We start from the raw sequence: 23,919 nt of genomic DNA, 5'->3' as shown, positions 1-23,919 counted from the left end.
AGTGAAGTGGTGGCCGGTGACCACCCCGCCGCACCAGGGCGGCGGGAGGCACTGGGGAGAGACCCCGGCAGAGATTAGATCTTGCCGACCAGGTCCAGGGAAGGGGCCAGAGTCTGTTCACCCTCTTTCCACTTGGCCGGGCACACTTCACCTGGGTTGTTGGCCACATACTGGGCCGCTTTCACCTTGCGCATCAGGTCTTCCGCGTCGCGGCCGATGCCTTCGGCGGTGATCTCCATCGCCTGGATGACGCCCTCAGGGTCAATCAGGAAGGTGGCGCGGTCTGCCAGGCCCTGGCCTTCACGCATCACGTTAAAGTTGTTGGTGATGGTGCCGGTCTGGTCGCCCACCATGAAGTAGTTGATCTTGCCGATGGTGTCGGAGCTGTCGTGCCAGGCCTTGTGGGTGAAGTGGGTGTCGGTGGACACGGAGAACACCTCGACGCCACGGCGCTGCAGCTCTTGGTAGTGGTCCGCCAGATCACCCAGCTCGGTGGGGCAGACGAAGGTGAAATCCGCAGGGTAGAAGAAGAACACCGCCCACTTGCCCTTCACATCCTGCTCGGTGATCTCGACAAACTCGCCCTGTTTGAAGGCGGTGGCTTTGAAAGGCTTAATCTGAGTGTTGATCATGTCGTATCTCTCTTATTCGCAAGGTTTAAATGGTGACGCCCGCTGCGTCGATGGAGCTATAGTGCCCCAGACCGGTCACCAACAAAAGCGGTTGCAAACTATCAATACAAACTCATTTATCGATTAAGAGGGTGAGAAAGGATAGAGAAGGGAAAAGCGAGGAGGAGCAAGGGGGGAGATTTAGGCTGACCCGCCAGGCCTAGCTGAGCACTTCTGCAGCGCCAGAAGCACTCAGCCGATGGACAGTCTAGGAGGAGTGCTCGGCGGTGGATGAGACGGTCAGATGCCTCTGGGTCAGCCACAATACAGTCACCACAATGTACATCGCCAGGGGAAGCAACCTGACGGTGATGGAGGTGGCCTCGGGACTGGCTGCCAAACCCAGCATGGGGGTCTCGCCCAGGTCCCACGCCCCGAAAGTGCCGTGCAGATAGAAGGACTGCGCCGCCCAGAACAGGCTCACCAGCACGAAGGGAAAGCGTCGGCGCGACAACATCTGATAGCCGCCATAGGCCCCGGCCAGGGACAACAGGCAGATGGCAACAAAACCGGTCAGTTCGGCGCCATTGGTCCAATCGGAAAACATCAGGGTATTGAACAACCGGTAGATGGCGTAGAACACGGTGATCGCCATACTGGCCACCAGGGCCTTCGCTTCCTTACTGTGGGTCACATTCAGCTCCTTTTGGCAATGCTTCCTCTGGCAATCTCAAGGCAGATCTCTTGTTTACTCAGAAGATTAGGCTAAACCACAAGAGTATCAGAACAGTCGGTATAAACACCGCGGAAAAGTGACCCCTTTTGTAACAACTCTAATTCGACTCCGGCCGCCTGGGCGCGAGCGGGCGATCGCTCTTTAGCAAAAAGTGTTGATCATTAGTTACATTCCCGGCCATACTAAACTAGAGCAATTACTCTAATTCAGATATTGCCATGAGGATGACACGGCCGCTGCCCTAAGGGTTGGCACTCGCGACTGTCAGGCGGCTGCGGGGAGTACCGAAAGTCGGACAACACAGAGATTCCTCTATGTCGAAGAGGAGTACGTTCAACTCACAAAGAAAACGCAGGAAAGGAAGCAATATGAAGAAAGTCTTCGTGACCGCTGTGATAGCAGTACTGGTATTACTCTCTCCCGTTCTGTACATGCTCTATTCGTTCTCCACCAACGGTCCCATGCCCGACGAGGCGTTCCAGGCCAAGTTACCGGAGATCGTCAACAACCTGGAAGTCCAGATTGAGGGCAATGGACCGCAGACCCTGGTGCTGATCCACGGCTACCCCGACAGCCTGGAGATGTGGGACAAGCAGGTGGACTACCTCAAGGACCACTACACTTGCGTGCGCTTCACCCTGCCGGGCTTCGAACTGGACGACAATGGCCAGCGCCCCGAATTCAACATTCAGCAGACCCGGGCGATCATCGACAGCTTCATTGAATCACTGGGCAAAGACAAGGTGACGGTGCTGGCCCACGACTGGGGCGCGGTGTTTGCCTTTAAGTACCTGGAGAAGAACGACCTGGTAGACCGGGTGGTGCTGTACGACATCGGCAGCTTCGGCGACGAGAAGCGCCCCGCCATCAACGTCAAGTACACCTTTGCCCTGGCCGTGGCCTGGGCCCTGCCCGAGTCCTGGGGGGAGAGCCTCACCCGCTACACCGCCGAGGAGATTCTGCACATCGAAGATGTGGACCCGCATAAGACCATCGACGACCTGCGCTCCGATCCTCGCCTGACCTACCCCTACTGGCATCTGTGGAAGTCGATCCTCGCCAAGCAGCTTCCGCCCTCTCTGGAGGTGGAAGACTATGGCACCCCCTTCCTGTTCCTCTACGGCAAGGATAAGAAGGTGTGGTTCCACGCCAATAGCTGGGCCGAGAAGGTAGAGGCCCTGAACAAGGGCCAGGTGGAATCGGTTCCCGGCGGCCACTGGTTCATGCACTCCTCCGCCGACCTGGCCAACGAGAAGGTACACGACTGGTTGCAGCAGCATTGAGGCGTCAGAGGTCACCCGCCTCAAGCAAAGACGCCCGGAAGCTGAGCAGATAAGAAGGCCCGCTTGGCAGTTGCCAAGCGGGCCTTTCATACGCTTCTGTCAATCGCTTGTGATACCAGCCCCTCACGGCTGGGAAAAGTTGAATGCTCGGTTAAACACCCAAACCCGCACCGAGTTTCAGCGCTGGCTCAGTTGATGGCCCAAATCGAAACGATCCAGCTGCATCACCTTACTCCAGGCTTTAATAAAGTCATCAACGAACTTCTGCTGAGCATTATCGTAGGCGTACACCTCTGCCACGGCGCGTAACTCTGAGTTGGATCCAAAGATCAAATCCACCGTGGTTGCGGAGAACTTCTGCTGGTTACTGTCCCGGTCGAAGCCGTAGTAAAGCTCCTCCTGCTCTGCTTTCTCCCAACGAATGGACATGTCCATCAGGTTCACAAAGTAATCGTTGCTAAGCTGCCCCTCCTTATCGGTGAAAACGCCGTGGGGGCTGTTATCGCTGTTGGCACCCAGTACCCGCAATCCGCCCAGCAATACGGTCATCTCGGGCACCGTCAGATTAAGCTGTTCAGCCCTGTCCACCAGCATCTCTGCCGGTGGGCGATAGCTGCGCGACGCATCAAAGTAGTTGCGGAAGGCATCGGCTGTGGGCTCCAGCAGGGCGAAGGAGGTCACATCGGTCTGTTCCTGGCTGGCATCGGTACGACCGGGAACAAAAGGTACTGCCGCGGTTACGCCGGCCTGCCTGGCCGCCTCTTCCACTGCGGCGGCACCGGCGAGCACAATCAGGTCGGCCATGGAGATGGCTCCGCCACCTTCCGCAAACCGCTTCTGGATCTTGCCCAGCTCAGCCAACACCGTTTTCAGCTCATCAGGGTTGTTCACCGCCCACTGGTTTTGCGGAGCCAGCGCCACGCGGGCGCCATTGGCCCCGCCACGCATGTCAGAAGCACGGAAGCTCGATGCAGACGCCCAGGCGGTTCTGACCAGCTGACCCGTGGTCAGCGAAGAATCAAGAACCTGCTGTTTCAGTTGACGCACCTGCGCCTCGGTCACCAGTGGGTGCTCCACTGGCGGCACGGGATCCTGCCAAATCAGGGTTTCACTGGGCACTTCACTGCCCAGATAGCGAGCCGCCGGCCCCATGTCACGGTGAGTCAGCTTGTACCACGCCTTGGCAAAGGCCAGGCGATATGCCTCAGGATCCGCCAGGAAGCGCTCGGCCACTTTGCGGTACGCCGGGTCAAACTTCAATGCCAGATCGGCGGTGGTCATCACCGGGGGATTCTTCTTGCCCTCGATGTGAGCATCAGGAACGCTGTCATGCACCGACTTGTCCGTCGGTACCCAGATGATGCCCCCTGCCGGGCTGCGGCTCTGCTCCCATTCGAGGTTAAGCAGGTTTTCCAGGTAAAGAGTGGTCCACTGAGTCGGCGCCTGAGTCCAAGCCCCTTCCAGGCCGCTGGTGACCGTGTCTTCCGAGTGGCCCTTACCGCAGCGGTTCTTCCAGCCCAAACCCTGCTCATCGGTTCCTGCAGCGCCCGGCTCGGCACCGACACAATCCGCTGGCTTATGGGCACCGTGCATCTTGCCGAAAGTGTGCCCACCGGCAATCAAAGCGACCGTTTCCTCGTCGTTCATGGCCATGCGGCCAAATGCGACGCGAATGTTCTTAGCAGATCCGGCGGGATCCGGCTTGCCTTTGGGCCCCTCCGGATTCACATAGATGAGTCCCATATGAGTAGCACCCAGCGGCCGCTGCAGCTTTCCGCTGCTGTCTTCCCGGTCGCTGGCCAGCATCTCAAGCTCCGGTCCCCAATAAACCAGATCGGGTTCCCAGTCATCGCTGCGGCCACCGGCAAAACCAAAGGTCTTGAACCCCATGTTTTCCAGGCCAACGGTACCAGCCAAAATCATCAGGTCGCCCCAGGAGATCTTCTCACCATACTTCTGTTTCAATGGCCAAAGCAGGCGTTTGGCTTTGTCCAGGTTACCGTTGTCAGGCCAACTGTTGAGCGGGTCAAATCGCATTTGACCACCATCGCCGCCGCCGCGACCATCCAGGGTGCGATAGGTGCCGGCGCTGTGCCAGGCAAGGCGAATGAACAGTGGCCCGTAATTACCGAAATCGGCAGGCCACCAGTCCTGGGAGTTGGTGAGCAACTCGTTCATATCAGCCTTGAGTTGTGCCATATCCAATTGGCTGAACGCCTTGGCATAATCAAAGTCGGCACCATAAGGACTGGAGTGGGCATCATGGTCTCGCAATGGCGACAGGTCCAATTGCTGCGGCCACCAATAATGGTTCGGCTTCGCTTGTCCGACGGAGGCGTTGTCCTTGGGATCTTCAGAGGAAACAGGTGTGGCGGCAATGGCTCCGGCACTGCACAGCGCCAACATCAGCGCACTGACAGCCCAGCGACTTGATACTCGAGCATTGATTTTCATGACCTCTACCTATCTTGAGTGATTGGCGGCAGCTCCCTGCAATCAGCAATGCAGGCGCCTTGGGCTCACGTAATTCAACGATCCACTACGAAGCTGCGTTGTAATTTCATTAAAGGTAGAAGTCAGCTTTCATTCGTAGAAACAGACAGGGTAGATTGTTGTAATCGATAAATGCTATGGCCTTGATGGCTGACATAGCAACTGATTGAAAGGTTAAGCAACATGGGCAGGATTCGAGCTGACTAAGAGCCTCAATGACCGAAGAAATTACCGCGTCGTTGCTCTTCCCCTCCAACACGAACCAACCGCAGCTGGGCTGAACTGCTGACGTTCTGGTTTGCGGCACAGATGGGCGACTCAATAAGCTCCTTCAAATCAGCCACATGCCTGAAGACGGTACGGCTGCGCCTCAATCATGACCGCCATGCATCTACTAAATGTATAAAATTCATGATTTTTATGAGAGCCCGGCTTTAGCAGGCCATCGGGTTTTCATGTAAGAATTCGGCCAATTTTTTGCATGTTGTTGAGGCCAGAAGTGAAGAGCTTATTTGAACAGTCCCATCTCGGAAGCATGAGGCTGAAGAACCGTTTTGTCAGAAGCGCGACCTGGGAAAATATGACCACCGAAGATGGCCATATGACCGATAAGCTCTACGCCATCTACGATGAACTGGCCAAGGGCGAAGTGGGGCTGATCATCACCGGTTACGCCAACATCGTCGAGGAGGAACAGCCCAACCCGGGCATGATGGGGATCTACGATGACTCCTTCATCAACGAGTACCTCAGGCTGACCGACCTGGTCCATGAAAGTGACGCCAAGATAGTAATGCAGCTTGCCTATGGCGGCACCAAGACCACCCACAATGTGGGCGAGCGAGTCATCTTCGCCCCCAGTGATGTGCCGGAAAGAGGCACCAAGACACAAGGCAAGGCGATGACCAAGGAGGAGATCGACTACATCATCGATGCCTTCGCCAAGGCCGCTTGGCGAGCCAAGGAAGCCGGCTTTGACGGTGTTGAGATCCACGGCGCCCACACCTATCTGATCAATCAGTTCCTAAGCCCCTACTACAACCGCCGCGAAGATGAGTACGGTGGCAGCCTGAAGAACCGCATGCGGTTCCTGCTGGAGATCTACGCCAGGATGCGCCAGATGGTCGGTGCCGACTTTCCAATCATGGTGAAGCTGACCGCATCAGAGTTCTTTGAAGGTGGACTCACCTTCGACGAGACAAGAGTCATCTGCAAAAACCTGGAAGCCGTAGGCGTCGACGCCATTGAGATCTCCGGCAACATTCACGGCAAAGCAGACACCCTGGTGGGAGAGGAGTTTGACGAGCATAAGATTCAGGAAGAGGGCTACTTCCTGGATTTTGGCAAGGTAGTCAGTGAAGAGATCAACGTACCTGTCATCACCGTCGGCGGCCTGTCTGACATCGAGACTCTGGAAGAGATCGCCAGCACCACCAAGATTGAGTACTTCGCCATCGCGCGGCCTCTTCTGGCCGAGCCGCAGCTGGTTAGGCGCTGGAAAGAGGGTGACCGCAGCCCAGCCATCTGTGAACGATGCTCCAAGTGCCGCACCCGCAGAGGTAACTTCTGCGTGGTGCACAATAAGCGTAGAGAGCAGTAAGCCAGTTCGGCGTAACTAGTGGTTTCCTGCGCACTCGCTCAAGCTATCTCCCCAATTATGGGGAGACAGCTTAAGACATCTTGGAATCTTGAGGTTCATCGTCCCCTAAAACCAGATGAGAGTCCGTTTTCGTTTCGACACTGACACTCAGTTTCTGATAAATGCCAAGAGCCACAATCGATATCGAGGAAACAAGAATCAGCACTGCCGGATAGATCAATAACCGCAGATCTTCAGTGCCCGCCTTAAATATATATACCAGTCCTTCGATGCTAACCGCGATTGCAATAATCACCATGATCTTAGTAATCGTCTTCCGGGCTTCTTCAGGATTGCGAAGCTCCTTTTCCTGGAAGACCTCCTCTTCGACCATATACTGCGCAACATCAATAATGGCAGCCGCAATGATGATAGCCCCAACCGAATGCAACACAACGGGAATAAACGCCGTCCTGTCACTAAAGAAGATGCCCTCGACAATCTCGTACGCTGACCAGAGAATGGTTATCAGCGCAATCAGCATCAAGGTCATCGCGGCCAAGAAGTGAATCAGAGTTAGAAATTTTCCACAAAAGCTCTTCATCCATTACCCTCTCGTTTGCTAACCACAGCTGAAAACTGTCAATAAACCAAATATTTAATATAGCACAGCCACACACAGCCCTTATGTGGATACCCAGGTTAACAACAACGGATCGTCGTCAGTTCTACCCAAAGTCTTCACTCTCAAGGAGCTCCCCATACGTGGACACCCACACTAACAGCAACAAATCTCTTCTACGCCTATCCTTAGTTTTCATTCTCAAGGAGCGAGAACGATGCCTAAAGCCAGGAAGCAACAAATCAGCTTGGACGATACCCGCTACTATCACTGCGTCAGCCGATGCGTTCGACGCGCCTTCCTATGTGGCCAAGATCCTTACACCGGCAAGTGTTATGAACACCGCAGGGAATGGGTACAAGAACGGTTGCTGTCACTGACACAAGTGTTTGCCATTGAAGTCATCGCCTTTGCCGTCATGAGCAACCACACCCACGCGGTGCTTTACGTCAATGTGGACAAGGCCAATGTCTGGAGCGATTTAGAAGTCGTTGAGCATTGGCATATGCTGTTTACGGGCAATGTCATGACCCGCCGCTTCCTGATAGAGGAAGAGCGTGATGAGATGGAGAGTTGGGAGCTGCACCGAGTGGAGCAATTGGTGACTCAGTACCGTCAGCGATTAACCGACATTAGCTGGTTTATGCGGACCCTCAACGAATTCATCGCCCGTAAAGCCAACAGGGAAGATAACTGCAGCGGTCGCTTTTGGGAGGGCAGATTCAAGTCTCAGGCGCTGCTGGATGAACAGGCCCTACTCTCTTGTATGGCCTATGTCGACCTCAATCCCATCAGAGCCAAGATGGCCAGCACACCCGAGCAATCAGACCATACCTCAATCCAACTACGCATTAATGCCGCGTTAGCTGGAAAGCAGCCGGCAAGGCTAAAAGCGTTTGATGCAGAGGATATCGAGAACTGTACCCTACCCTGCCACCTCAATGACTACCTGGAGCTGGTGGAGTTTACCGGCAGAGTCATACGAGAAGACAAGGCAGGACATATCACCAAGGGCACCGCCGACCTGCTCACCAGGCTGGAGATAGAACTCGACAACTGGATGGAGCTTACCCAAGGCTTCGAGTACCAATTCCATCACTTGGCAGGCCGAGAGAACAGCATACGCCAATGCCGCCAAGCCGACGGGTTGAAGCGAATACGAAGCTCAACCAACGCCAAACGATTACTCGCCTAATCGTCAGCAAAACCCCGCCTTCATGTCGACCACGCAGCGCTCGACGGCCTAAACGCGCCCATTGCCCAAAAAGTACAGCCCAAAGCCACAACTCCAGACCCCTTCACTATCGGAAGTGCAGTAAACCTCATCTGTTAACCACTAGATTCAGCTAGCCCAATCGAAGCAAAATGAACGCTCCATTAACATGGGTGTCTTTGTAATTACCCTTAGCAAAGGGATTGCCATAACCGTAGAACCGGTCAATGTCGGCGGCTCTCTGCGGGGGGAGATCAGAGATCCAGACGGATTGATCATCGAACTACGTCAGTGGTTGTAACCCACTGATGTTGAGACTCTTCAATTGGTTTAGGCTGAGCTCGGCGCCTTACCCTGACCTACATCAAGAAACCACTACCTATCACGGCATCTGGACATCCAGCATCATCGCCGTACTGATTCCTCCCGGAATGTAGGCTGAGCGCCCACGCCGCTACTCAAACAAAGGCCAAACACCCTGAAGCAAAAATGCTCCTTGCTCATTGGAGCAGGAGCATTTTGGGCTTCAGATAGCAGGCCCCTTCTTAGCATGGGTGTCCATGTAAGGCCCCAAGGCCCCTGACCTACATCAAGAAACCACTACCTATCACGGCATCTGGACATCCAGCATCATCGCCGTACTGATTCCTCCCGGAATGTAGACTGAGCACTCACGCCGCGACTCAAACAATGGCCAAAGGCCCTGTAGCAAAAATGCTCCTTGCTCATTAGGGCAGGAGCAATTTGGGCTATAGATAGCAGGTCCCCTCTTAGCATGGGTGTCCATGTAACCATTGTATCACCTGTATCTTGCCTCTCAGCATGGGTGTCTTTGTATCTGTAATGTAATTTAATCTTCTTTACTGTCTTTGTGCCTTACTACTCTTCATATATTTTATTTGATTCAAAACCTCTTTCGTCATATAAATAGTACACTCGCTATCATCTATATCCTCTAAGCGAATCCATTCCGATCTGCCATTTGTCATCAACTCAACTATTATTTCCTCTTGAAAAGTCAAAGCCACTCTCTCAACTACTATTGCAGGCTCTTCTTCAGGTTTATTCTCTCCATACCAGCGTATAGATGTCATAATGCTATGATACACATTGTATATGAATGACTTACACATCAATAAAATAAGAACAAAAAATGACTGCAGAAGTGATAGTGTAAAATACAAATAAACTTTGTAGACCGACACTCCAAAAACAAAAACATTTGAAGCTTGCATTGGAATATCTGTTTTCATGAATAGAGAGTAAAGGTACGTTATAAGTGTTAGAGATATTATATCAACAACAACTTTAATAAATACGCAATGACTACTTTTTAAATGACTAACTCCATTTTTCTTATCATGGAATTTAGACATTGATAACTGAAATTCCTTATCTGACAAGGTCGAATATATTGAATATCCAGCAAGAATAAAACCCACAATCGAAACCGACCAACCAATTATATTCCCCGAAACCTTTTGGATCTCATCTGAGAGATATACAACATCCCCTTCCGTATTGACGTTTAACAAAAAAATCAAAATGAAAGAAAGGAGGGATATAACTTTAGTATCAGTACCGCTCTTTATTCTTCGTATAATAATGTAAAGTTTCCAAAAGTTACTCTCACTAGTCAACTCAGATAAATCGCTATTTGAATCTGTCATTAGTGCACCTACTTAATCATATTAATGATGAATTCAAGCTTCTCCTTGATGCTACTTCCATCTGAAATCCTAGGGGCTCTAACAACTCCGTCCCTAATAAGCTCCAAAAATGACTCGTACGTTTCTTTGACCAATATTCGTGGTGAATCATTTATATCACCTATAGTTCTAGTTAGTTTAAACTCTTCATGTGTACCAATCAATTTATCATCATTAATATCTTTACCAGTCATTTTGATTAAGATATTTCCATCTTTCACTGCTTCTTTCGAAAGATCTGCAACTTCTTCATGAGGTAGTGTTTTCTTACTCTTTGAAAATTCCACTTTGGACTTAGATTGGCCAAGCTTTTTATTCTTTTCTCTCCAAGACTTAAAGAACTCATTACAATCATACTCACTATTCGGCATCACTAGCTTCAAAGATAACTTGTCTATAGACTTCATACCTCTGATAAATTCATCAATATCTGCATCAGAAGATAAAGGGATTACCTCTATGTCAGGTTTTGGAAACGAAGCTTCTAAGTCACATTTTTTCGTAACTTTATAGTTTCCACCTCTCTCTTGCCTGAGCTTCTTTTGATATTCATATTCATCGTTTATATAAGTTCTACGTTCATTATTTATAAACTTTTCAATTGTTGCTTTAAAGTTTTCCATTGTTGGAGAGTCCTTTTGCTCCTTTATGAAAAACATACGATGTTCTTTTAACGAGAGAATGAATATAGATGAGGGTGAATTTTGAATACGAAGATTATCATCAATTAGCTCATCACCTTTAAGAACCTGCTCTCTTTCTAAAATCGTATCTTTTACTATCCTACCATATATAAAAGGAAGCCTTTCATTATTAATTGTCACCTCAATTAAACGAACCCCATTAAAAAGCCATCTGGAGTCGCCATAATTCCTAATATGCTCATTCATAAATGCAGGATGAACAAATTGTACATATCTGTCCAAAAGTTTTAAATCACCAAAGTGACAAACAAAGTTCCAAAATTCTATATTGTAGTTTTTTTTCATATTACACTCAATTTTGAATTATATCTTTTCTGCACAAAAGACTAAAAATAGCCAAATGAAACTGGCAATCTAAAATCGAAGAAAAGCTTACTTAGTGGGCTAGTGATTACGATTATTCCTTGAATTAAAAACTGGACCAAGTAACCCCATCAGACTCCCTATATTGCGGTAGTGGTTATCAATATAGCCTCTATATAAATTGCGATGAATTGAAACCCTTTCATCTCCTGAGCGATCCTGGATATAATCTACAATTGCATTTAACTTATTTTTTGCTACCTGTCTTGCGTTGTCTCCATTAATGGCTTGATATTCCCGAGATAACACATAATTACCAATTCTCACTTCCACCCCGCAAAAGCTCATATTTAAGTTAGCTTGTGACTCAATAAAGTCTACCAAGCCGACTTCCGGAGTGCACGGTAAGAAATTAACTTTGGCATCTAATCTATCATAAAGATCAGTTACTGTTCTGGTACCTTGTCTTCGTGCATTTGGAATTGCCTCTGTTCGAACATCATCATCAAGGAATGCATACCTTCGAACATGACCCGGGAGTATCTGGCTAGATCTGTCAAGCATTTTTAAAACTTGATAATATCCACCTACGGGAACAACTTTAAACATCGGCTTAAATACATCAGACACCTCATAAAACTTACCGCACATTTGTTCTAGCAGAACCTTTGCTTGCTCATCTTCAACAAAGAAAACAAAATCCGTGTTTAATTCTTCGTCAAATGCAATTTCTCCAAGGACATGAGCAGGATATACTTGCCTTTTAACATCCACGTGAGTTCCATTATCGGAAAGCAAGATTATTTTATTTCTGTCCACATTTTTAATTAGTGTTGAAGAATGTGTGGAAAATATTACTGTCAAGCTTTTATCATTTGCAACACGCTCTAGTTTATGTAACAATCTAACCTGTGCCTGAGGATGTAAAGCCATTTCTATTTCATCTATGAGAACTAGACTGTTATCTTGTGACATAGATAACTTTTCTGCTAGTTTCAATATGCAAAGCTCTCCTAGACTAAAGTTCTTTTCTGAGTAATAATGTAGCTCTCTACCCGCTCTGTAAGGTAATAGATAAGCTTGATTACCCACTCCTCTTCTTGTGTTCACATATTTAAGTTCATTCCACTTCAAATCTCCTAATACAGATGACATAAAATCTCGAATCACATCGTTCGCGGCATTAATTCTTCTCGGAATGATTTCATCGCCATATGGTTCAACTCTACTTCCATTGGCTTCAATAAACTGAGTACTGGAAAATGGAAACCTTCTAAGAAGTGATGAGTTACGTTTCGGTTTTGGAGGCCACCTTTTCCCTCCATAAGTATAAGTAACCTCCTCACCATCAATAATATATCTCACTTTAGATTGCCTAAATGTATCCAACCTACTTTGTGTGGCGGTTGTTTTATAGTAATCCTGAAAAGCCCTAGATTTCTTTATTCGGAACAATGCTGCCAGTAAGCTGGTTTTTCCAGAGCCATTCAAACCAGTTAAAAGCCATAGACCTTGGTTAGGAATATCAAACTTTAAGCTTGATATTCCTTTTAGGTGTTCTAATTCAACTCTCATACTTCAATGAATCTCAACTCTAGTTAGTTTCTGTTCTTCTAATAAATCAAAGTTATTTCATTATGATTAGCAAAACATCAACATTTATAACTAATCACTTTTTGAAAACCTGAGTCAATAGATATTATCTTTATGTTACGCGCATTATATAAACGAATGACATTCGAGTATAAACACCCGCTAACCCACAACTCATTGATTCAAAACCGTAACCACATTCATCCTTCCAATGCACCGACACGGCTCCGCCCATGCTTCCCGGGTAACCAGCCTCGAACCCACATTGAATCGATTTGTAGATGTCCCAAACTACCTCTCTAAGCATCAGAAAAGTATGGCCAATCTCTCACAATCGCTAGAGAGATTGGCCATAGATGACTGATCTACTGTGAAAAATCAGAAATGAGGTCGCAATGGACGCAAAGAGAACTGTGGTTCTGATAGGAAAAGAGGCGCCGAAGCGCCCCTGTTATCGAGCTTTGTTGGTCAACCACACCACCTGATAGGGCGCCAGCTCTATCTCGCCGTGCAGGTCGGTGTACTCCTCATCGCTGAGCAGGTCCCACCAGGTGTCGGTGCCGATAAGGTTGAGACTGGAGAGGCGCAGAGGCTGAGGCTGGTTGGTGACGTTGGCCACGGCGAACACGCTCTGATCTCTGAGCTTGCTCTGACGCCACAGGCCGAAGAGTTCGTCACGCAGATGCAGAACAAACTGGGTGGCGCTGGGGTGGAACGCCGCTTGCTGCTGGCGCATGCGCACCAGCTGGGTCAAGCGAACAAACACCTGATGGTGGTGACTGTTTGCGTCCTCCAGCAGGGGCTCCAGTTCGTCCACGTCCCAGCAATGACGGTTGATGCTGCGGTTGTTGCCAGTGTTGCGCACCTTGGCGTGGTCGTTCTTGGTGGCCAGCAGGCTGTGGATGTAGATGGCGGGCAGTCCCTCCAGGGCCAGCATGATGGCGTGGATGCACAGGAAGCGCTCCTGCTGAAACTCATCGCTGCCCTCTAGGGTGCCCTTCATGGCATCGAACAGGGAGATGTTGATCTCATAGGGGCGCAGCCCCTGATAGCCGAGGCTGCGCCAGGAGATGCGCGCCCCGAAAGACTCCATGGTGGTGGCGATGTCGGCAATCTGCTTGTCATCCAGCAGGCCTTCCACCGGCCTTAGGCCAATGCCGTCGTGGGAGGCGATGAAGTTGAGGTAGGTGGTGCCCAACTGGGCCGGCGGCATGCTCATCTGCCACAGCTTCAGCGCGTTGCAATCGCCGGTGAGCATGGTGTGCAGCAGCAGCGGTGGCAGGGAGAAGTTGTAGATGGCGTGGGCTTCGTTGCCGTTGCCGAAATAGGCCAGGTTCTCCCGGTTGGGGATGTTGGTCTCGGTGATCAGCAAGATCTTGGGGTCGTAGAAGTTCACCAGGGTGCGCAGCAGGCGGATTATCTCATGGGTCTGAGGCAGGTTGAGGCAGTTGGTGCCCAGCTCCTTCCACAGGAAGGCCACCGCATCCAGGCGGAAGATGGTCACTCCCTGACTGAGGTAGAGAGCGATGATCTTCACCATCTCCACCAGCACCTGGGGGTTGGCGAAGTTGAGATCCACCTGATCATGGCTGAAGGTGCACCACACATGGCGCTCACCCTCGGCGGTGGTCACCGGCCGCAGCAGATCGCTGGTGCGCGGGCGCACCACCTGATGGTAATCGCCATTGGGGTCGGCGCTGATGAAGTAGTCCTTGCCCGGTGCCTCCCCCGCCTTGAACTGCTCGAACCAACGGCTGCGACTGGAGCAGTGGTTGATCACCAGATCCGCCATCAACCGGCTGTCTGCGGCAATCTCCTGAATGTCCTGCCACTCACCCAGGTTGGGGTTGACCCTGGCGTAGTCGATGACCGAGAAGCCATCGTCCGAGCTGTAGGGGAAAAACGGCAGTATGTGCACCCCGGTGGCCAGCTTAGCCAGGTAGCGGTCCAGGAAGCGTTTGAGGGTATGCAGGGGCACCTCCCCCTCGCGCTTAAGGCTGTCGCCATAGGTGATGACGATAAGGTCGGTCTCATCCCAGGGCTCTGCCCTGGCTTCCACCCCATCCACCCGGCCCTCGACGCCCAGAGCCTGCATCAGCTGCAGCGCCAGGGTGCCTTGGTCGGTGTCCGGGTAGATGAGCTGCAGATGGTCCACCAACTGCTGATGCAAATTGTCCAGGCTGCTGTGGGCCAGCAAATCGTCGCTCGACATATCAGGACCTCATAAACTCCCGGTGATCCTCCTCCACCGCCTCCACCAACTGCTCGAAGATGTCGGGGATGGCGCTGCGCACCCGGCTCCAGCTGGGAATAAAGGGTTTTTCCATGGGGTTGTCCAAGAAGTGTAGCCCGGCCTTGAGCACGTTCTCGGCAAACAGCTCCACCGACTCCTCCTCGCTGTGCACATCGAACTTGAGGCCGTTGATGGCGGCGTCGTTGCGGTAGGTCTCGATAAAATCCAGGGCGATGCGGTAATAGGTGGCTTTGATAGAGCGGAAGGTCTCGGTGGAGAACACCACCCCGTTGGTGGCCAGCTTGCGGAATATCGCCTTGCTGATGTCGATGGACATCTTGGACAGGCCGCCGCTGTCGTCGTGTTTGGACAGATCCTGATGCTTGTGATCGTAGCAGTCGGCGATGTCCACCTGACACAGGCGGTTGGTGGCGTAGTTGCGCTTCATCTCCGACAACACGCCAATCTCCAACCCCCAGTCGCTGGGGATGCGGATGTCGTTGATCACATCGATGCGGAAGGAGAACTCCCCGGCCAGGGGGTATCGGAAAGAGTCGAGAAACTCCAGATAATCCAGGTGCCCCAAAATCTTCTTGAGGGAGCGCAGCAGCGGCGTCACCAGCAACCGGGTAACCCGGCCGTTCATTTTGCCCTCGGCCACCCGGGCGTAGAATCCCTTACAGAACTCGTAATTGAAGGTGGGGTTGGCCACCGGATAGATCAGCCTGGCCAGCATGCTGCGGTCATAGGTGAGGATGTCACAGTCGTGCAGGGCCACGGATTCGGTTTTGCCCCGGGCCAGCACATAACCCAGGCAGTACCAGACGTTGCGCCCCTTGCCCATCTCGGTAGGCGCCAGCCCTTCGGCCTTGAGCCTCTCATCGATGGCCCGCAATCTGGGGCCGTCGTTCCACAACACCCTGTGGCTCTGGGGCAGGCGGTTGAAGAACTCCAGGGCGTGCTGATACTGGTCGCGGTCGGCCCGATCCAGTCCGATGACGATCTCCTCCAGATAGGGCACCTGGGTCAGCTCCTGGACGATGTTATCCAGGGCCGGTCCCTGCAGCTCGCTGTACAGAGAGGGCAGCACCAGAGACATGGGGCGGGATTTACTGAACTGAGTCAGCTCGGTCTCCAGGTCATTGATGTCGCGGTCGGTCAGATTGTGCAGGGTGGTGATGATGCCGTTCTGATAAAAATCGCCCATGGTGCTCTCCCTTAGCCTTTCCCAATCCATGCTCTGGTCCGCAGGACACATTGCCTCTCCCCCTCACGTAGCAAGTGTGATGCCAGCGCCTTTCAGGGCCGAGGCTCAGGGGAGCCGGTACTGGTCCAGCAGCAGGTTAATGGTGTCGTTCCAGCCCTCTGGGCCGCAGCGTTCGGTCACCTGGGTGATCGCTCGGGTGGCATCGCTGAGGCTGGGAGGCGGATTGACCGGCGAGCGCACCAGCACCGGGTGATCCGCCAGCTCCAGCATGGCAATGTCGTTGTCGCCATCCCCCAGGGCGATCACTCTGGGCAACTCGCCCCCCTCCATGGCCCAGTGGTGGGCGTAGGCCTGTCGCAGCGGCGCCAAGCAGCAGCCCTTGTCGCTGTGCCCGACTACGTGGAGGAAACGCCCGCCCATCAGCAGTTTGAGCCCATAACCCTCTACCGCCCGCCTGAGGGTCTTCAGATCGGCATTGCTGCCCTGCCACAACAGGGGCTCGGAAAACTGCCTGTCCAGGGCCTGTGCGGCACTGTCGCCATCCAGGCCGGTGAGGTCCATCAGGGTGGGCACATCCCAGTCGGCGAAGCCTTCGAGTTTGAGCCCGGTATCCCGGCGAATTTGCGCCAGGGCGGAGAGAATTTGCGCCCGATTTGCACCAAAAGCTTGCAGGCGATAACCGGGCGCTGCACCAGTGTGGTGCTCGTCCATGGCCTGATGCAGGTCCACTTCCGGGGGCCAGAACAACGCAGCGCCATTCTCCACCACATAGGGGGCGTGATTGTTCAGTTGCGCCCGCAATGGCGCCAGCTCGGCGGCGGTTTTGCTGGTGTTGAGGATGACGGGGATGCCCAGGCTCTCCAGCCGCGCCAGGGCAGGCACGGCTGCCTGAAAGCTGTAGTTGTGGTGATCCAGCAGGGTTCCGTCGAGATCGGTAACCACCAGCAGTTTGAGTGATTGGGCCATCCGTGTGCTCCTTAGCTCAGCAGAGGATGAGTATAGCTAAGCAAGGATTGGCCCAAGATGGGATGGCAGCGAAAGTGGGGTTCTCTGAAAGAGGTCGGTGGTCAACATCAAAGCCACTGGACTACGGCCTTCGCCACAATGACAATCAAAAGCAGAGCCGCTGGATTGCGCCGTTCGTCACCAGCTCTGGGAAGCAGGCGGAACTTAGGGGTTTTGAAATCTAAGAGAGGGGAAAGAGTGCCAGTGGCACTTGGTGGGCAATAAGGTGCTCTTGGGTACGGGTCTGGCCGAAGCGGCCCATGGTGGACAGCGCTGTATCTACCCACTCGGGTTTTGCCGCCCGCTCGCCCAGGCCAACTCTGGCATCCCTTTGGTTCTGCCAGCGCTGCTCCGGCCCCTCGAGGGATCTCCAGCCGGCATCACAGATAAGCGGCCACTGCTGCTGCTCGGGCAACAACGCCTGCTCAGCCCCGCACGTCAGGGCAATCTCCACCCCCTTGGGGTCGAAATCCGCAAACACCACTTTAAGCGGGCAGGACAATCGCGCAAACGCCTTGCTGGCCGCCGAGTTGGAGGTGTCCTTCATGTCCCCGCGATAGAGGAAGAGTGCATCGCTCAGGGGCTCCGGCAGCAACAACCTGGGCAAGGCGGTCATCACCGACAGGTTCTCCACCAATACCAGAGCCGGGTGTTCCACCGAGTCGATAAAACGCTGATCAATCAAGCTTCCAGCTCCGGCAAAGGGGAGCACGGGGTAACGCTCCCCGTTGAGCTGTAAACTGCCCAGGGCATTCACCAGCACCATGTCCGCCTTAACCGGTGCGCTGCCGCGCTTCTCATCATTAAAGCGTCCCGCCTGGGTGATGCGATCCGGGCGGCTGTCACTCATGAACGCAAACCCACGGTGATGTTGCTGTAGGTAAAGTTGTTGTTGGTGCCATCGACCAACGCCTCTTCCAGCTCAAGATCGAGGCTGCGCTGCAGGTCGATGCTCAGGCTGCAGTAGTAGCCAAACACCAACTCAATCCAGGGTTCTGGCTCCAGTTGCCAGCCCTGCTCCATCCAGTGGCTCTGGCGCTTCTGCCAGTAGTCGAGGGCGCTCAGTGAGGTCTCGAGGGATTGCTCGAAGTAACTCTCCACCTCATCCAGGGCCCAGTCACTGATGTAACCCAGGATCTCCAACGCGTCAGATTCCACCTCGACACCCTCTCGACCCCGCACTTCCGGCGCCGCCTGGCTGAGCTTGCGCAGGTGCTGAACAATGGCAACCAGGGACTCCTCCTGGGCGCTGCTGCGCACATCGGGGTGGCCCCCAGTGGTGAGCGGCGGCGACAGTCTCAGTGCCTGAGGCAGGGTTTCGCTGAAGGGCAGCTCTTCCGACAGTTGATACTCAGGGTGCTGACGAAGGAAGCGGGCCATCCCCTTAAGCTGATTGGCTTGTTTCACCTGACGACGCAGCCGGAACAGGCTCTGGCGCATCTTGTCGATCACGTGGGCCAGCCGCTTGAGGGCGTCGCGGTACCAGCGTACGAAGCCGGTAACCTTGCGGGCGAACTCGGTGGGCGCAGAGTCGAAGATCCAGTCATAACAGATCTCAGGGTCGATCTGCTGCAGCTCATTGAGCAGCTTCTGGGCGTAGGCCAGCGCCTTTTCGTTCTCGCGCACCTTGGCATTCAGTGTCGCCACAAAACCGAACTGGCTGGAGATGGCGTAGTGCATGTTGTCCAGACTGTTGTTGAGGCTGTCTCTGGCCTCGAACACCAGATCATCAAACTGGTCCAGATAGTGCTCGGCGTCGTCCCACTGATCGGTTTCATAGGAACTGCGATAATCGTGGGTGGCGTCCTCGAGGGCGTCCATCACCTTGCCCATGTCGGTCAGCTGCCGGTAGCTGCTCTGATGGCGCAGCAGCTTATTGAGCAGGCGCTTGAGATCCGACGTCAGACGATAGTCGCCGAGGTCCTCCTCCGGGCGCAGCAGCTTGGCTTTGTGCAGCGCTCGCAGCTGGCTGTCGTTGTCACTGCGACTGCTGATGCTGCCATCCACATAGGCGGCACTGAGCAGCTCATCGGCCTGGCCAATTTGCCGCAGCAGTTTGGCGACTTGTTCGCGGTCGTAGAGGCCCATTACAGCAGCAGCTCCGCCTGTGGATCTTCAGGCTGTATTTCCGGCAGTTCCAGCTTCTCACTGTCGTTGAGAAACTCAATCAGCAGGTAGATAAGATCGAAACGAGCCGTCGCATAGTAGCTGTTGCTGCCCTGGGCGTGGCGCACCAGGTACCCCATCTCCTCCAGGCGCTGGAACACGGTACCCAACTGATCCCGAAGCTCCACCCGCGAGGTTTTAAAGGGCACCATGTTGGTGAGGCGACGCAACTGCTCCGCCAGAGTCTGGTCGTGCTCAAAGGCTTCCAGCAGAGAGGTAAACTTGATGCTGTCTTTGGCTCTCAGAGGCGCATCACTGCCGGTGGCCTGCAGCAGCATATCCAGCCACTCCACCAAGGGCCGGAAATGGCTGCGCATGCTGCTGAACAGCTCACTGATCTTCTTGCGGTTGCTGTCATCGACGCTGTTGTAGGTGCAGTAGAAGGCATCGGCGGTCTCAAAGTGGGTGAGGCTGCGCTCAAGCTGCTGCAGAAACTCATCCACCTTGAGTCGATTGGCTTCTGACTGCAGGTACTCATACTCGTCAGCAAAGGCGGTTTGGCAGATCACGTCACCGGCCAGAAGTTTTTCCACTGTGTGCTTAAACATGAGTAGCCGCCTCTTGAGTTTGCTTGGCCGCGGCGCGGGACGCCATCAGCTGTTCCAGCTTGGACATGGGCACCGAGGCCTGATAGATCTTGCTGTCTTTGAGTTTGTAGTGGTTCTTGTACAGGGCCAGTACCTGACGGTCGGTCGCCGGAGAGGCGGACAGAATCTGAATGGCGTTGTCATCGAACATGGTCAGCAGCAGCTTGATGTTCTCCGCCGCCAGCTCGCCCAGCTCATCCACCGGCAGGATAATGGAACTGGGGTGCTTGCTGTCGCCTCTGAGCATCGCCAGCAGGCCGGCGAACAGAGACAACATGGCCAGGTAGGAGAGGCCGGTGGAGCTCACCTTCTTCAGCTGTCTGGCATTGCGGGCCCGTTTCACCTGGCCCTTTTCGGTGATGACAAACTCAAGATCGAACAGGTCGTTGTGCTCGAGCTGCACCCCCTCTGCAGGGAGTACCCGGGCCAGAGACTGCATCGCTTCGATAAGCTCTTCCGGGATGTCACTGTTGATGTCTTGCAGCTTGTCTTTGCACATTAGGTAGCGCTCAGAGAAGCTCTGCAGTGGGCTCCAGTATTCGAGCTGATCCAGTTTGGTGACGGTACCCACGCTGATCTCGGCAAAGGCCTCAAATTGAGCCAGCTTGGTGACCCGCTCAGACAGGCGGCGCCCCACGGCTTTGATGCGGCGGTCGAAATTCTCCAAGTGCTGGTAGAACTCATTGATCATCTGCGCATTGGTTTGAATCAGCAGGCTGGTGGAAGCCTTGAGCTGACCGGCGCTGGCCAGCAGGTCGCCGATGGGGTCGCGATACTTGAGTACCGCCTCACAGCCCTGATGGTGGTCGTTGTCCGCCACCAGTTTCACCCAGGACTCATACAGGCTGCTCTTGCCATGCTTGGTTCGCAGGGTGCTGGAGAAGTTGGTGATCTCACGGTTGAGACTCTTCTCCAACTGGCTGAATTTTTGCTGATTTTGCTTAACGAATTCCGGCAGCAGCTGAGCCTGATACACCGGCAGGTTGGGGTCGATGGCCGCGTCCAGTTCCAGGGCTTCACAACTGGTCTTCGCCCTACCGATGTGGTCCAGCAGCTCCAGGGTACGCTCCTGCTTCTCCTTCAGCTTGCCCAGGTCGTTATCCTGCTTGCCGTAGTGACTGTCGAAGTCCGCTTTCAGTTTGCTCTGGGTATTGTCCAGCTGTGACACCCGCTGCTGCAGGTCCATCAGTTGCTGGCCCAGCTGATCGCGGTGACAGAACTGCTGCTCAAGGAAGAAGCGGTAATCGTTGGCTTTCTGCTGAAACTCGGTGCAACGCATCAGCTTGGCGTTCAGCTGTTTGCGCTGCTGGTGACGACGGTCAATCTCGCCATCGGGATCCACCTGCTCCAGAGCCTGCTTCTGCTGGCGCTTGTAATCTTTGCGGCGCTCGGCGCAGGTTTCCTGCAGAGTGAGCAGTTGCTCACTCAGGGTCTCCATCTGGCTGTCGCGCTCAGTTTCCACGTCCGCCCGGGCTTCCATGGAGAGGTTGTGCAGCTCGTGCTGCTGCTCCTGAGCCTGCGCCACTTGCTCCGCTTGCTGATGCTCGAGCTGGGTAATGCGTTTGCGCAGTTGCTCCGCTTCCTGGTCGAGCTCCGCCAGCTTCTGCTTCACACTGTCGTCGCGCAGCCGCTGCTGACGCTCAAGCTGCTGTTGCAGCTGATCTATTTGACTGGCAAACCGCCCTTCCTGCTGGTGAGCCGCCGATTGCTTCTGCTGCTGTTCGGCAATGGTGCTGCCCATCTCCTTGAGCAACTGGTCTTGCTGCTCATTAAGCTGCTTCTGAGCTTCCACCTGCTGGTCCAACTCCGCCAACTGCTCTTTCAGCTGAGCTTCGTTGCGAGCCAGGGGGTTGTTGTGCTGCAGGGGCGCCAGGTCCAGACGCACGCCATAGAGGCTCTCGAGCCCCTCGCCACTCCAGCTTGGGTTCAGATCGGTGCGCGCCAGCAGCTGCGGAGAGAGCAGACAGCCTATGGTCTGCTTCCACTCACCCACTTCGCTCTGCTCGGCCAAAAACTGCTGCAGGGAACCAGGGTTGGGATTCAGCTGCAGTGACAGGGTGTCTCGCTGAGCTTGCAACTCTTGCAGACGCTTATGCTCGGCGGCACGGGTGGACAGTTGGTGATCCCGCTGACGCTCAAGCTCACCCAGGTGCTTGGCGATCTGCGCCAGGGCCATCAGGTGTTCGTTGCGATGGGACTGCGCTTCGCTCAGTTGCTGACGGGATTGCTGCAGGGCGAGCTCAATCTCAGGATCCGATTGGGGGTTGGCGCGGCTGTCGCGGTTGATCCTCAGCTTATGCTGTTCGGTCATCAGCTGCTCTTTCAGCTCCAGGGCCCGGCTGTCCTGAGCCTGCTCCAGTTGACGGCGCTTCTGCTGATAGCCTGCATCGATCTCGCTGAGACGCTCGCTGGCTTTCTCGCGAATGCTGGAGAGCCGGGCGTTGATCTCCCCCTCCCCTTTCGAGAGCTGAAGCTCGGTCTTGTGCAGCAGATCGCGATACTTGTCGGCGATTTTGGCGACGTCCCCTTCGAGGCTGGAGAGGATCTGTTCGACGTCCTGCAACTCGGCGGTCAAGCGGTGCTTCTCATCCGCTTTCAACTGATAGGAGGCGGCATCGTCGTCATCAAAATCCGCTTTCTGATCATCCAGGCGGTCGCACTCCTGCTGCTTGGCCTTGAGATCATCGCGGGCCGTGGTCAGCTGCTCCTGCAGCTCATCACGCTGTCGGTTGTAATCCGCTTTGAGCGTCTTAAGGCTGTCCCGAATCACCTTGATGGCGTCGCCCTGCTGCTGCTGCTGCTCATCCAGCTCGATCTGCTGGGTTTTCAGCAGCGCATACAGATGACTGAGCTGATTCAGATGCTGCTCCAGTTCGCTGAACTCGCCCTGCCAGCGGGCAATCTTCTCTGAGATACCATGGACTTCACGACTGGCCTGAATGTCCGACAGCCAGCTGCCAATCTCATCCTTGTTGAGCTGCATCGGCTCGCGGTGATCCCCTGCCTGACCCCGAGCCAGATAGTCGGCGGTGATCGCCACCAGCATCTTCTTTACCGCATCGAAATCCAGGTTCTTCTCGATGGTGCCATTGACCACCTTATCCACATGGGGCATGGGATTCTGACTGAAGGCAAAACGGCGCTGCAGCTCGCGTACGTCACTGCTGGTGCGCCCCTCCCTCAGGTTTTGAATCACCTGGCGGTACTTGGCGACGTTCAGATAGTTGGACTTGAAGCAGTTGCGGCCATAGTTACGCTCGATCTCCGCCATCTTGTAGGGGCGATGATCCGGGCCGATGAAGTGGTCCTGCTGGTAGGGGGCATCAAACAACTTATATTGGATGGTGCGACCCGAGGTGCTGCTGGCGACCATACAGCAGATATGGTGTTGGTAGGCTTCCACGCGCTCATATTCGTACACCAGCATGCTGGATTCCCGCGGCAGGTAGTAATCGACGAAGTTCTTCGCCTGATCCACCTTGGAGACGATGTCGCCGGGACGCATGCCGTAGAACAGGGGCAACAGCCTCATCAGTGAGGTTTTGCCGGCGCCGTTGGTTCCCTCGAGCTGGGTGTGGCCGTCGAAATCGATCTCATTGACCTTTCCCTTCCAGAAACTGTCGATGATGATGATGCGACGCAGTCGAAACGCCTCTTGACTCATAGGGATACCTTATCTCCGGGAGCGTGAAATTATTCAAAATGGAAACGGCTTAGAGTACCGCAGCAGTGCGCCAGCGACAATACACAACCCGCGCCAGCACTGGGTTTGAAGGCGCAACTGACTCTGTTTTGATCAGTTTGCGCCGAAGCCGGGCCTGTGAGGGCTTTGGATTGCACTGAACTGAGGCCCAAGGCGGTCCTCAACCTCGGTG

At 53.8% G+C, this 23,919-nt stretch carries 17 protein-coding genes; 3 read left to right on the top strand and 14 right to left on the bottom strand.

Annotation, left to right across the window (positions count from 1 at the left end; genetic code table 11):
- Positions 1–74: 74 nt before the first annotated feature.
- A complete protein-coding gene (gene ahpC, locus G505_RS0106795; protein WP_028108891.1) occupies positions 75–632 on the bottom strand; it encodes an alkyl hydroperoxide reductase subunit C in 558 nt (185 codons plus the stop codon).
- Positions 633–879: 247 nt separating this feature from the next.
- Entirely contained in the window at positions 880–1,305 is a 426-nt protein-coding gene (locus tag G505_RS0106790) for a hypothetical protein (protein WP_028108890.1), read from the bottom strand.
- Between the two features lie 410 nt (positions 1,306–1,715).
- Between G505_RS0106790 and G505_RS0106785 the strand changes: the two genes are divergently transcribed.
- Positions 1,716–2,630, top strand: a complete 915-nt coding sequence (locus tag G505_RS0106785) for an alpha/beta fold hydrolase (protein WP_028108889.1) — start codon at positions 1,716–1,718, stop codon at positions 2,628–2,630.
- Between the two features lie 177 nt (positions 2,631–2,807).
- Here the strand turns inward: G505_RS0106785 and katG are convergent, their stop codons facing one another.
- On the bottom strand, positions 2,808–5,084 hold the full coding sequence (gene katG / locus G505_RS0106780) for a catalase/peroxidase HPI (RefSeq protein WP_028108888.1): 2,277 nt from the start codon (positions 5,082–5,084) through the stop codon (positions 2,808–2,810).
- Between the two features lie 520 nt (positions 5,085–5,604).
- Between katG and G505_RS0106775 the strand changes: the two genes are divergently transcribed.
- Positions 5,605–6,723, top strand: coding sequence for an NADH:flavin oxidoreductase (locus tag G505_RS0106775; protein WP_157509084.1), 1,119 nt, complete (start codon positions 5,605–5,607; stop codon positions 6,721–6,723).
- 70 nt (positions 6,724–6,793) lie between these two features.
- Here G505_RS0106775 and G505_RS20775 read toward each other — a convergent pair whose 3' ends face one another.
- Positions 6,794–7,306, bottom strand: coding sequence for a hypothetical protein (locus G505_RS20775; protein ID WP_051215942.1), 513 nt, complete (start codon positions 7,304–7,306; stop codon positions 6,794–6,796).
- Between the two features lie 235 nt (positions 7,307–7,541).
- On the opposite strand from G505_RS20775, the gene G505_RS0106765 reads away from it, so the two are divergent.
- Positions 7,542–8,519: a transposase gene (locus tag G505_RS0106765; protein WP_028108886.1), complete on the top strand. Its 978-nt coding sequence runs from the start codon at positions 7,542–7,544 to the stop codon at positions 8,517–8,519.
- An 878-nt stretch (positions 8,520–9,397) separates the two neighbouring features.
- On the opposite strand, the gene G505_RS0106755 is transcribed toward G505_RS0106765, so the two are convergent.
- From G505_RS0106755 to G505_RS20770, 10 genes are all read right to left on the bottom strand, one after another.
- Positions 9,398–10,207, bottom strand: a complete 810-nt coding sequence (locus G505_RS0106755) for a hypothetical protein (protein ID WP_028108885.1) — start codon at positions 10,205–10,207, stop codon at positions 9,398–9,400.
- Positions 10,208–10,215: 8 nt separating this feature from the next.
- Positions 10,216–11,235 carry a hypothetical protein gene (locus tag G505_RS0106750; protein ID WP_028108884.1) on the bottom strand — a complete coding sequence of 340 codons (1,020 nt, stop codon included), beginning with the start codon at positions 11,233–11,235 and terminating at the stop codon, positions 10,216–10,218.
- Between the two features lie 99 nt (positions 11,236–11,334).
- A complete protein-coding gene (locus G505_RS22705) occupies positions 11,335–12,828 on the bottom strand; it encodes an AAA family ATPase (RefSeq protein ID WP_084643891.1) in 1,494 nt (497 codons plus the stop codon).
- 469 nt (positions 12,829–13,297) lie between these two features.
- Positions 13,298–15,058, bottom strand: coding sequence for a sugar phosphorylase (locus G505_RS0106740; RefSeq protein WP_084643890.1), 1,761 nt, complete (start codon positions 15,056–15,058; stop codon positions 13,298–13,300).
- A 1-nt stretch (position 15,059) separates the two neighbouring features.
- Positions 15,060–16,286 carry a glycosyltransferase family protein gene (locus G505_RS0106735; protein ID WP_028108882.1) on the bottom strand — a complete coding sequence of 409 codons (1,227 nt, stop codon included), beginning with the start codon at positions 16,284–16,286 and terminating at the stop codon, positions 15,060–15,062.
- A gap of 105 nt (positions 16,287–16,391) precedes the next feature.
- A complete protein-coding gene (locus G505_RS0106730; protein WP_028108881.1) occupies positions 16,392–17,252 on the bottom strand; it encodes an HAD-IIB family hydrolase in 861 nt (286 codons plus the stop codon).
- A 220-nt stretch (positions 17,253–17,472) separates the two neighbouring features.
- Positions 17,473–18,141 (bottom strand): DUF7281 domain-containing protein, encoded by a 669-nt coding sequence (locus G505_RS0106720; RefSeq protein WP_028108880.1) that lies wholly within the window; start codon positions 18,139–18,141, stop codon positions 17,473–17,475.
- Positions 18,138–19,379, bottom strand: coding sequence for a hypothetical protein (locus tag G505_RS0106715; protein WP_028108879.1), 1,242 nt, complete (start codon positions 19,377–19,379; stop codon positions 18,138–18,140). The genes G505_RS0106720 and G505_RS0106715 overlap by 4 nt, the downstream gene beginning before the upstream one ends.
- Positions 19,379–20,005: a condensin complex protein MksE gene (locus G505_RS0106710; protein WP_028108878.1), complete on the bottom strand. Its 627-nt coding sequence runs from the start codon at positions 20,003–20,005 to the stop codon at positions 19,379–19,381. Before G505_RS0106710 ends, G505_RS0106715 begins: the two co-directional genes overlap by 1 nt.
- Positions 19,998–23,708 carry an ATP-binding protein gene (locus G505_RS20770; protein WP_035385147.1) on the bottom strand — a complete coding sequence of 1,237 codons (3,711 nt, stop codon included), beginning with the start codon at positions 23,706–23,708 and terminating at the stop codon, positions 19,998–20,000. Before G505_RS20770 ends, G505_RS0106710 begins: the two co-directional genes overlap by 8 nt.
- Positions 23,709–23,919 lie beyond the last annotated feature (211 nt).

This window comes from Ferrimonas futtsuensis DSM 18154 (assembly GCF_000422645.1).
In the GTDB taxonomy this organism is placed as follows: domain Bacteria; phylum Pseudomonadota; class Gammaproteobacteria; order Enterobacterales; family Shewanellaceae; genus Ferrimonas; species Ferrimonas futtsuensis.
The sequence above is the reverse complement of the archived record's forward strand: the minus strand, read 5'-3'. Positions and strand labels throughout refer to the sequence as shown.

Bases quoted from the DNA above. Each gene is read 5' to 3' on its own strand.
- ahpC (WP_028108891.1), bottom strand. From the start codon at position 632: ATGATCAACACTCAGATTAAGCCTTTCAAAGCCACCGCCTTCAAACAG.
- G505_RS0106785 (WP_028108889.1), top strand. From the start codon at position 1,716: ATGAAGAAAGTCTTCGTGACCGCTGTGATAGCAGTACTGGTATTACTC.
- katG (WP_028108888.1), bottom strand. From the start codon at position 5,084: ATGAAAATCAATGCTCGAGTATCAAGTCGCTGGGCTGTCAGTGCGCTG.
- G505_RS0106775 (WP_157509084.1), top strand. From the start codon at position 5,605: ATGTTGTTGAGGCCAGAAGTGAAGAGCTTATTTGAACAGTCCCATCTC.
- G505_RS20775 (WP_051215942.1), bottom strand. From the start codon at position 7,306: ATGAAGAGCTTTTGTGGAAAATTTCTAACTCTGATTCACTTCTTGGCC.
- G505_RS0106765 (WP_028108886.1), top strand. From the start codon at position 7,542: ATGCCTAAAGCCAGGAAGCAACAAATCAGCTTGGACGATACCCGCTAC.
- G505_RS0106755 (WP_028108885.1), bottom strand. From the start codon at position 10,207: ATGACAGATTCAAATAGCGATTTATCTGAGTTGACTAGTGAGAGTAAC.
- G505_RS0106750 (WP_028108884.1), bottom strand. From the start codon at position 11,235: ATGAAAAAAAACTACAATATAGAATTTTGGAACTTTGTTTGTCACTTT.
- G505_RS22705 (WP_084643891.1), bottom strand. From the start codon at position 12,828: ATGAGAGTTGAATTAGAACACCTAAAAGGAATATCAAGCTTAAAGTTT.
- G505_RS0106740 (WP_084643890.1), bottom strand. From the start codon at position 15,058: ATGTCGAGCGACGATTTGCTGGCCCACAGCAGCCTGGACAATTTGCAT.
- G505_RS0106735 (WP_028108882.1), bottom strand. From the start codon at position 16,286: ATGGGCGATTTTTATCAGAACGGCATCATCACCACCCTGCACAATCTG.
- G505_RS0106730 (WP_028108881.1), bottom strand. From the start codon at position 17,252: ATGGCCCAATCACTCAAACTGCTGGTGGTTACCGATCTCGACGGAACC.
- G505_RS0106720 (WP_028108880.1), bottom strand. From the start codon at position 18,141: ATGAGTGACAGCCGCCCGGATCGCATCACCCAGGCGGGACGCTTTAAT.
- G505_RS0106715 (WP_028108879.1), bottom strand. From the start codon at position 19,379: ATGGGCCTCTACGACCGCGAACAAGTCGCCAAACTGCTGCGGCAAATT.
- G505_RS0106710 (WP_028108878.1), bottom strand. From the start codon at position 20,005: ATGTTTAAGCACACAGTGGAAAAACTTCTGGCCGGTGACGTGATCTGC.
- G505_RS20770 (WP_035385147.1), bottom strand. From the start codon at position 23,708: ATGAGTCAAGAGGCGTTTCGACTGCGTCGCATCATCATCATCGACAGT.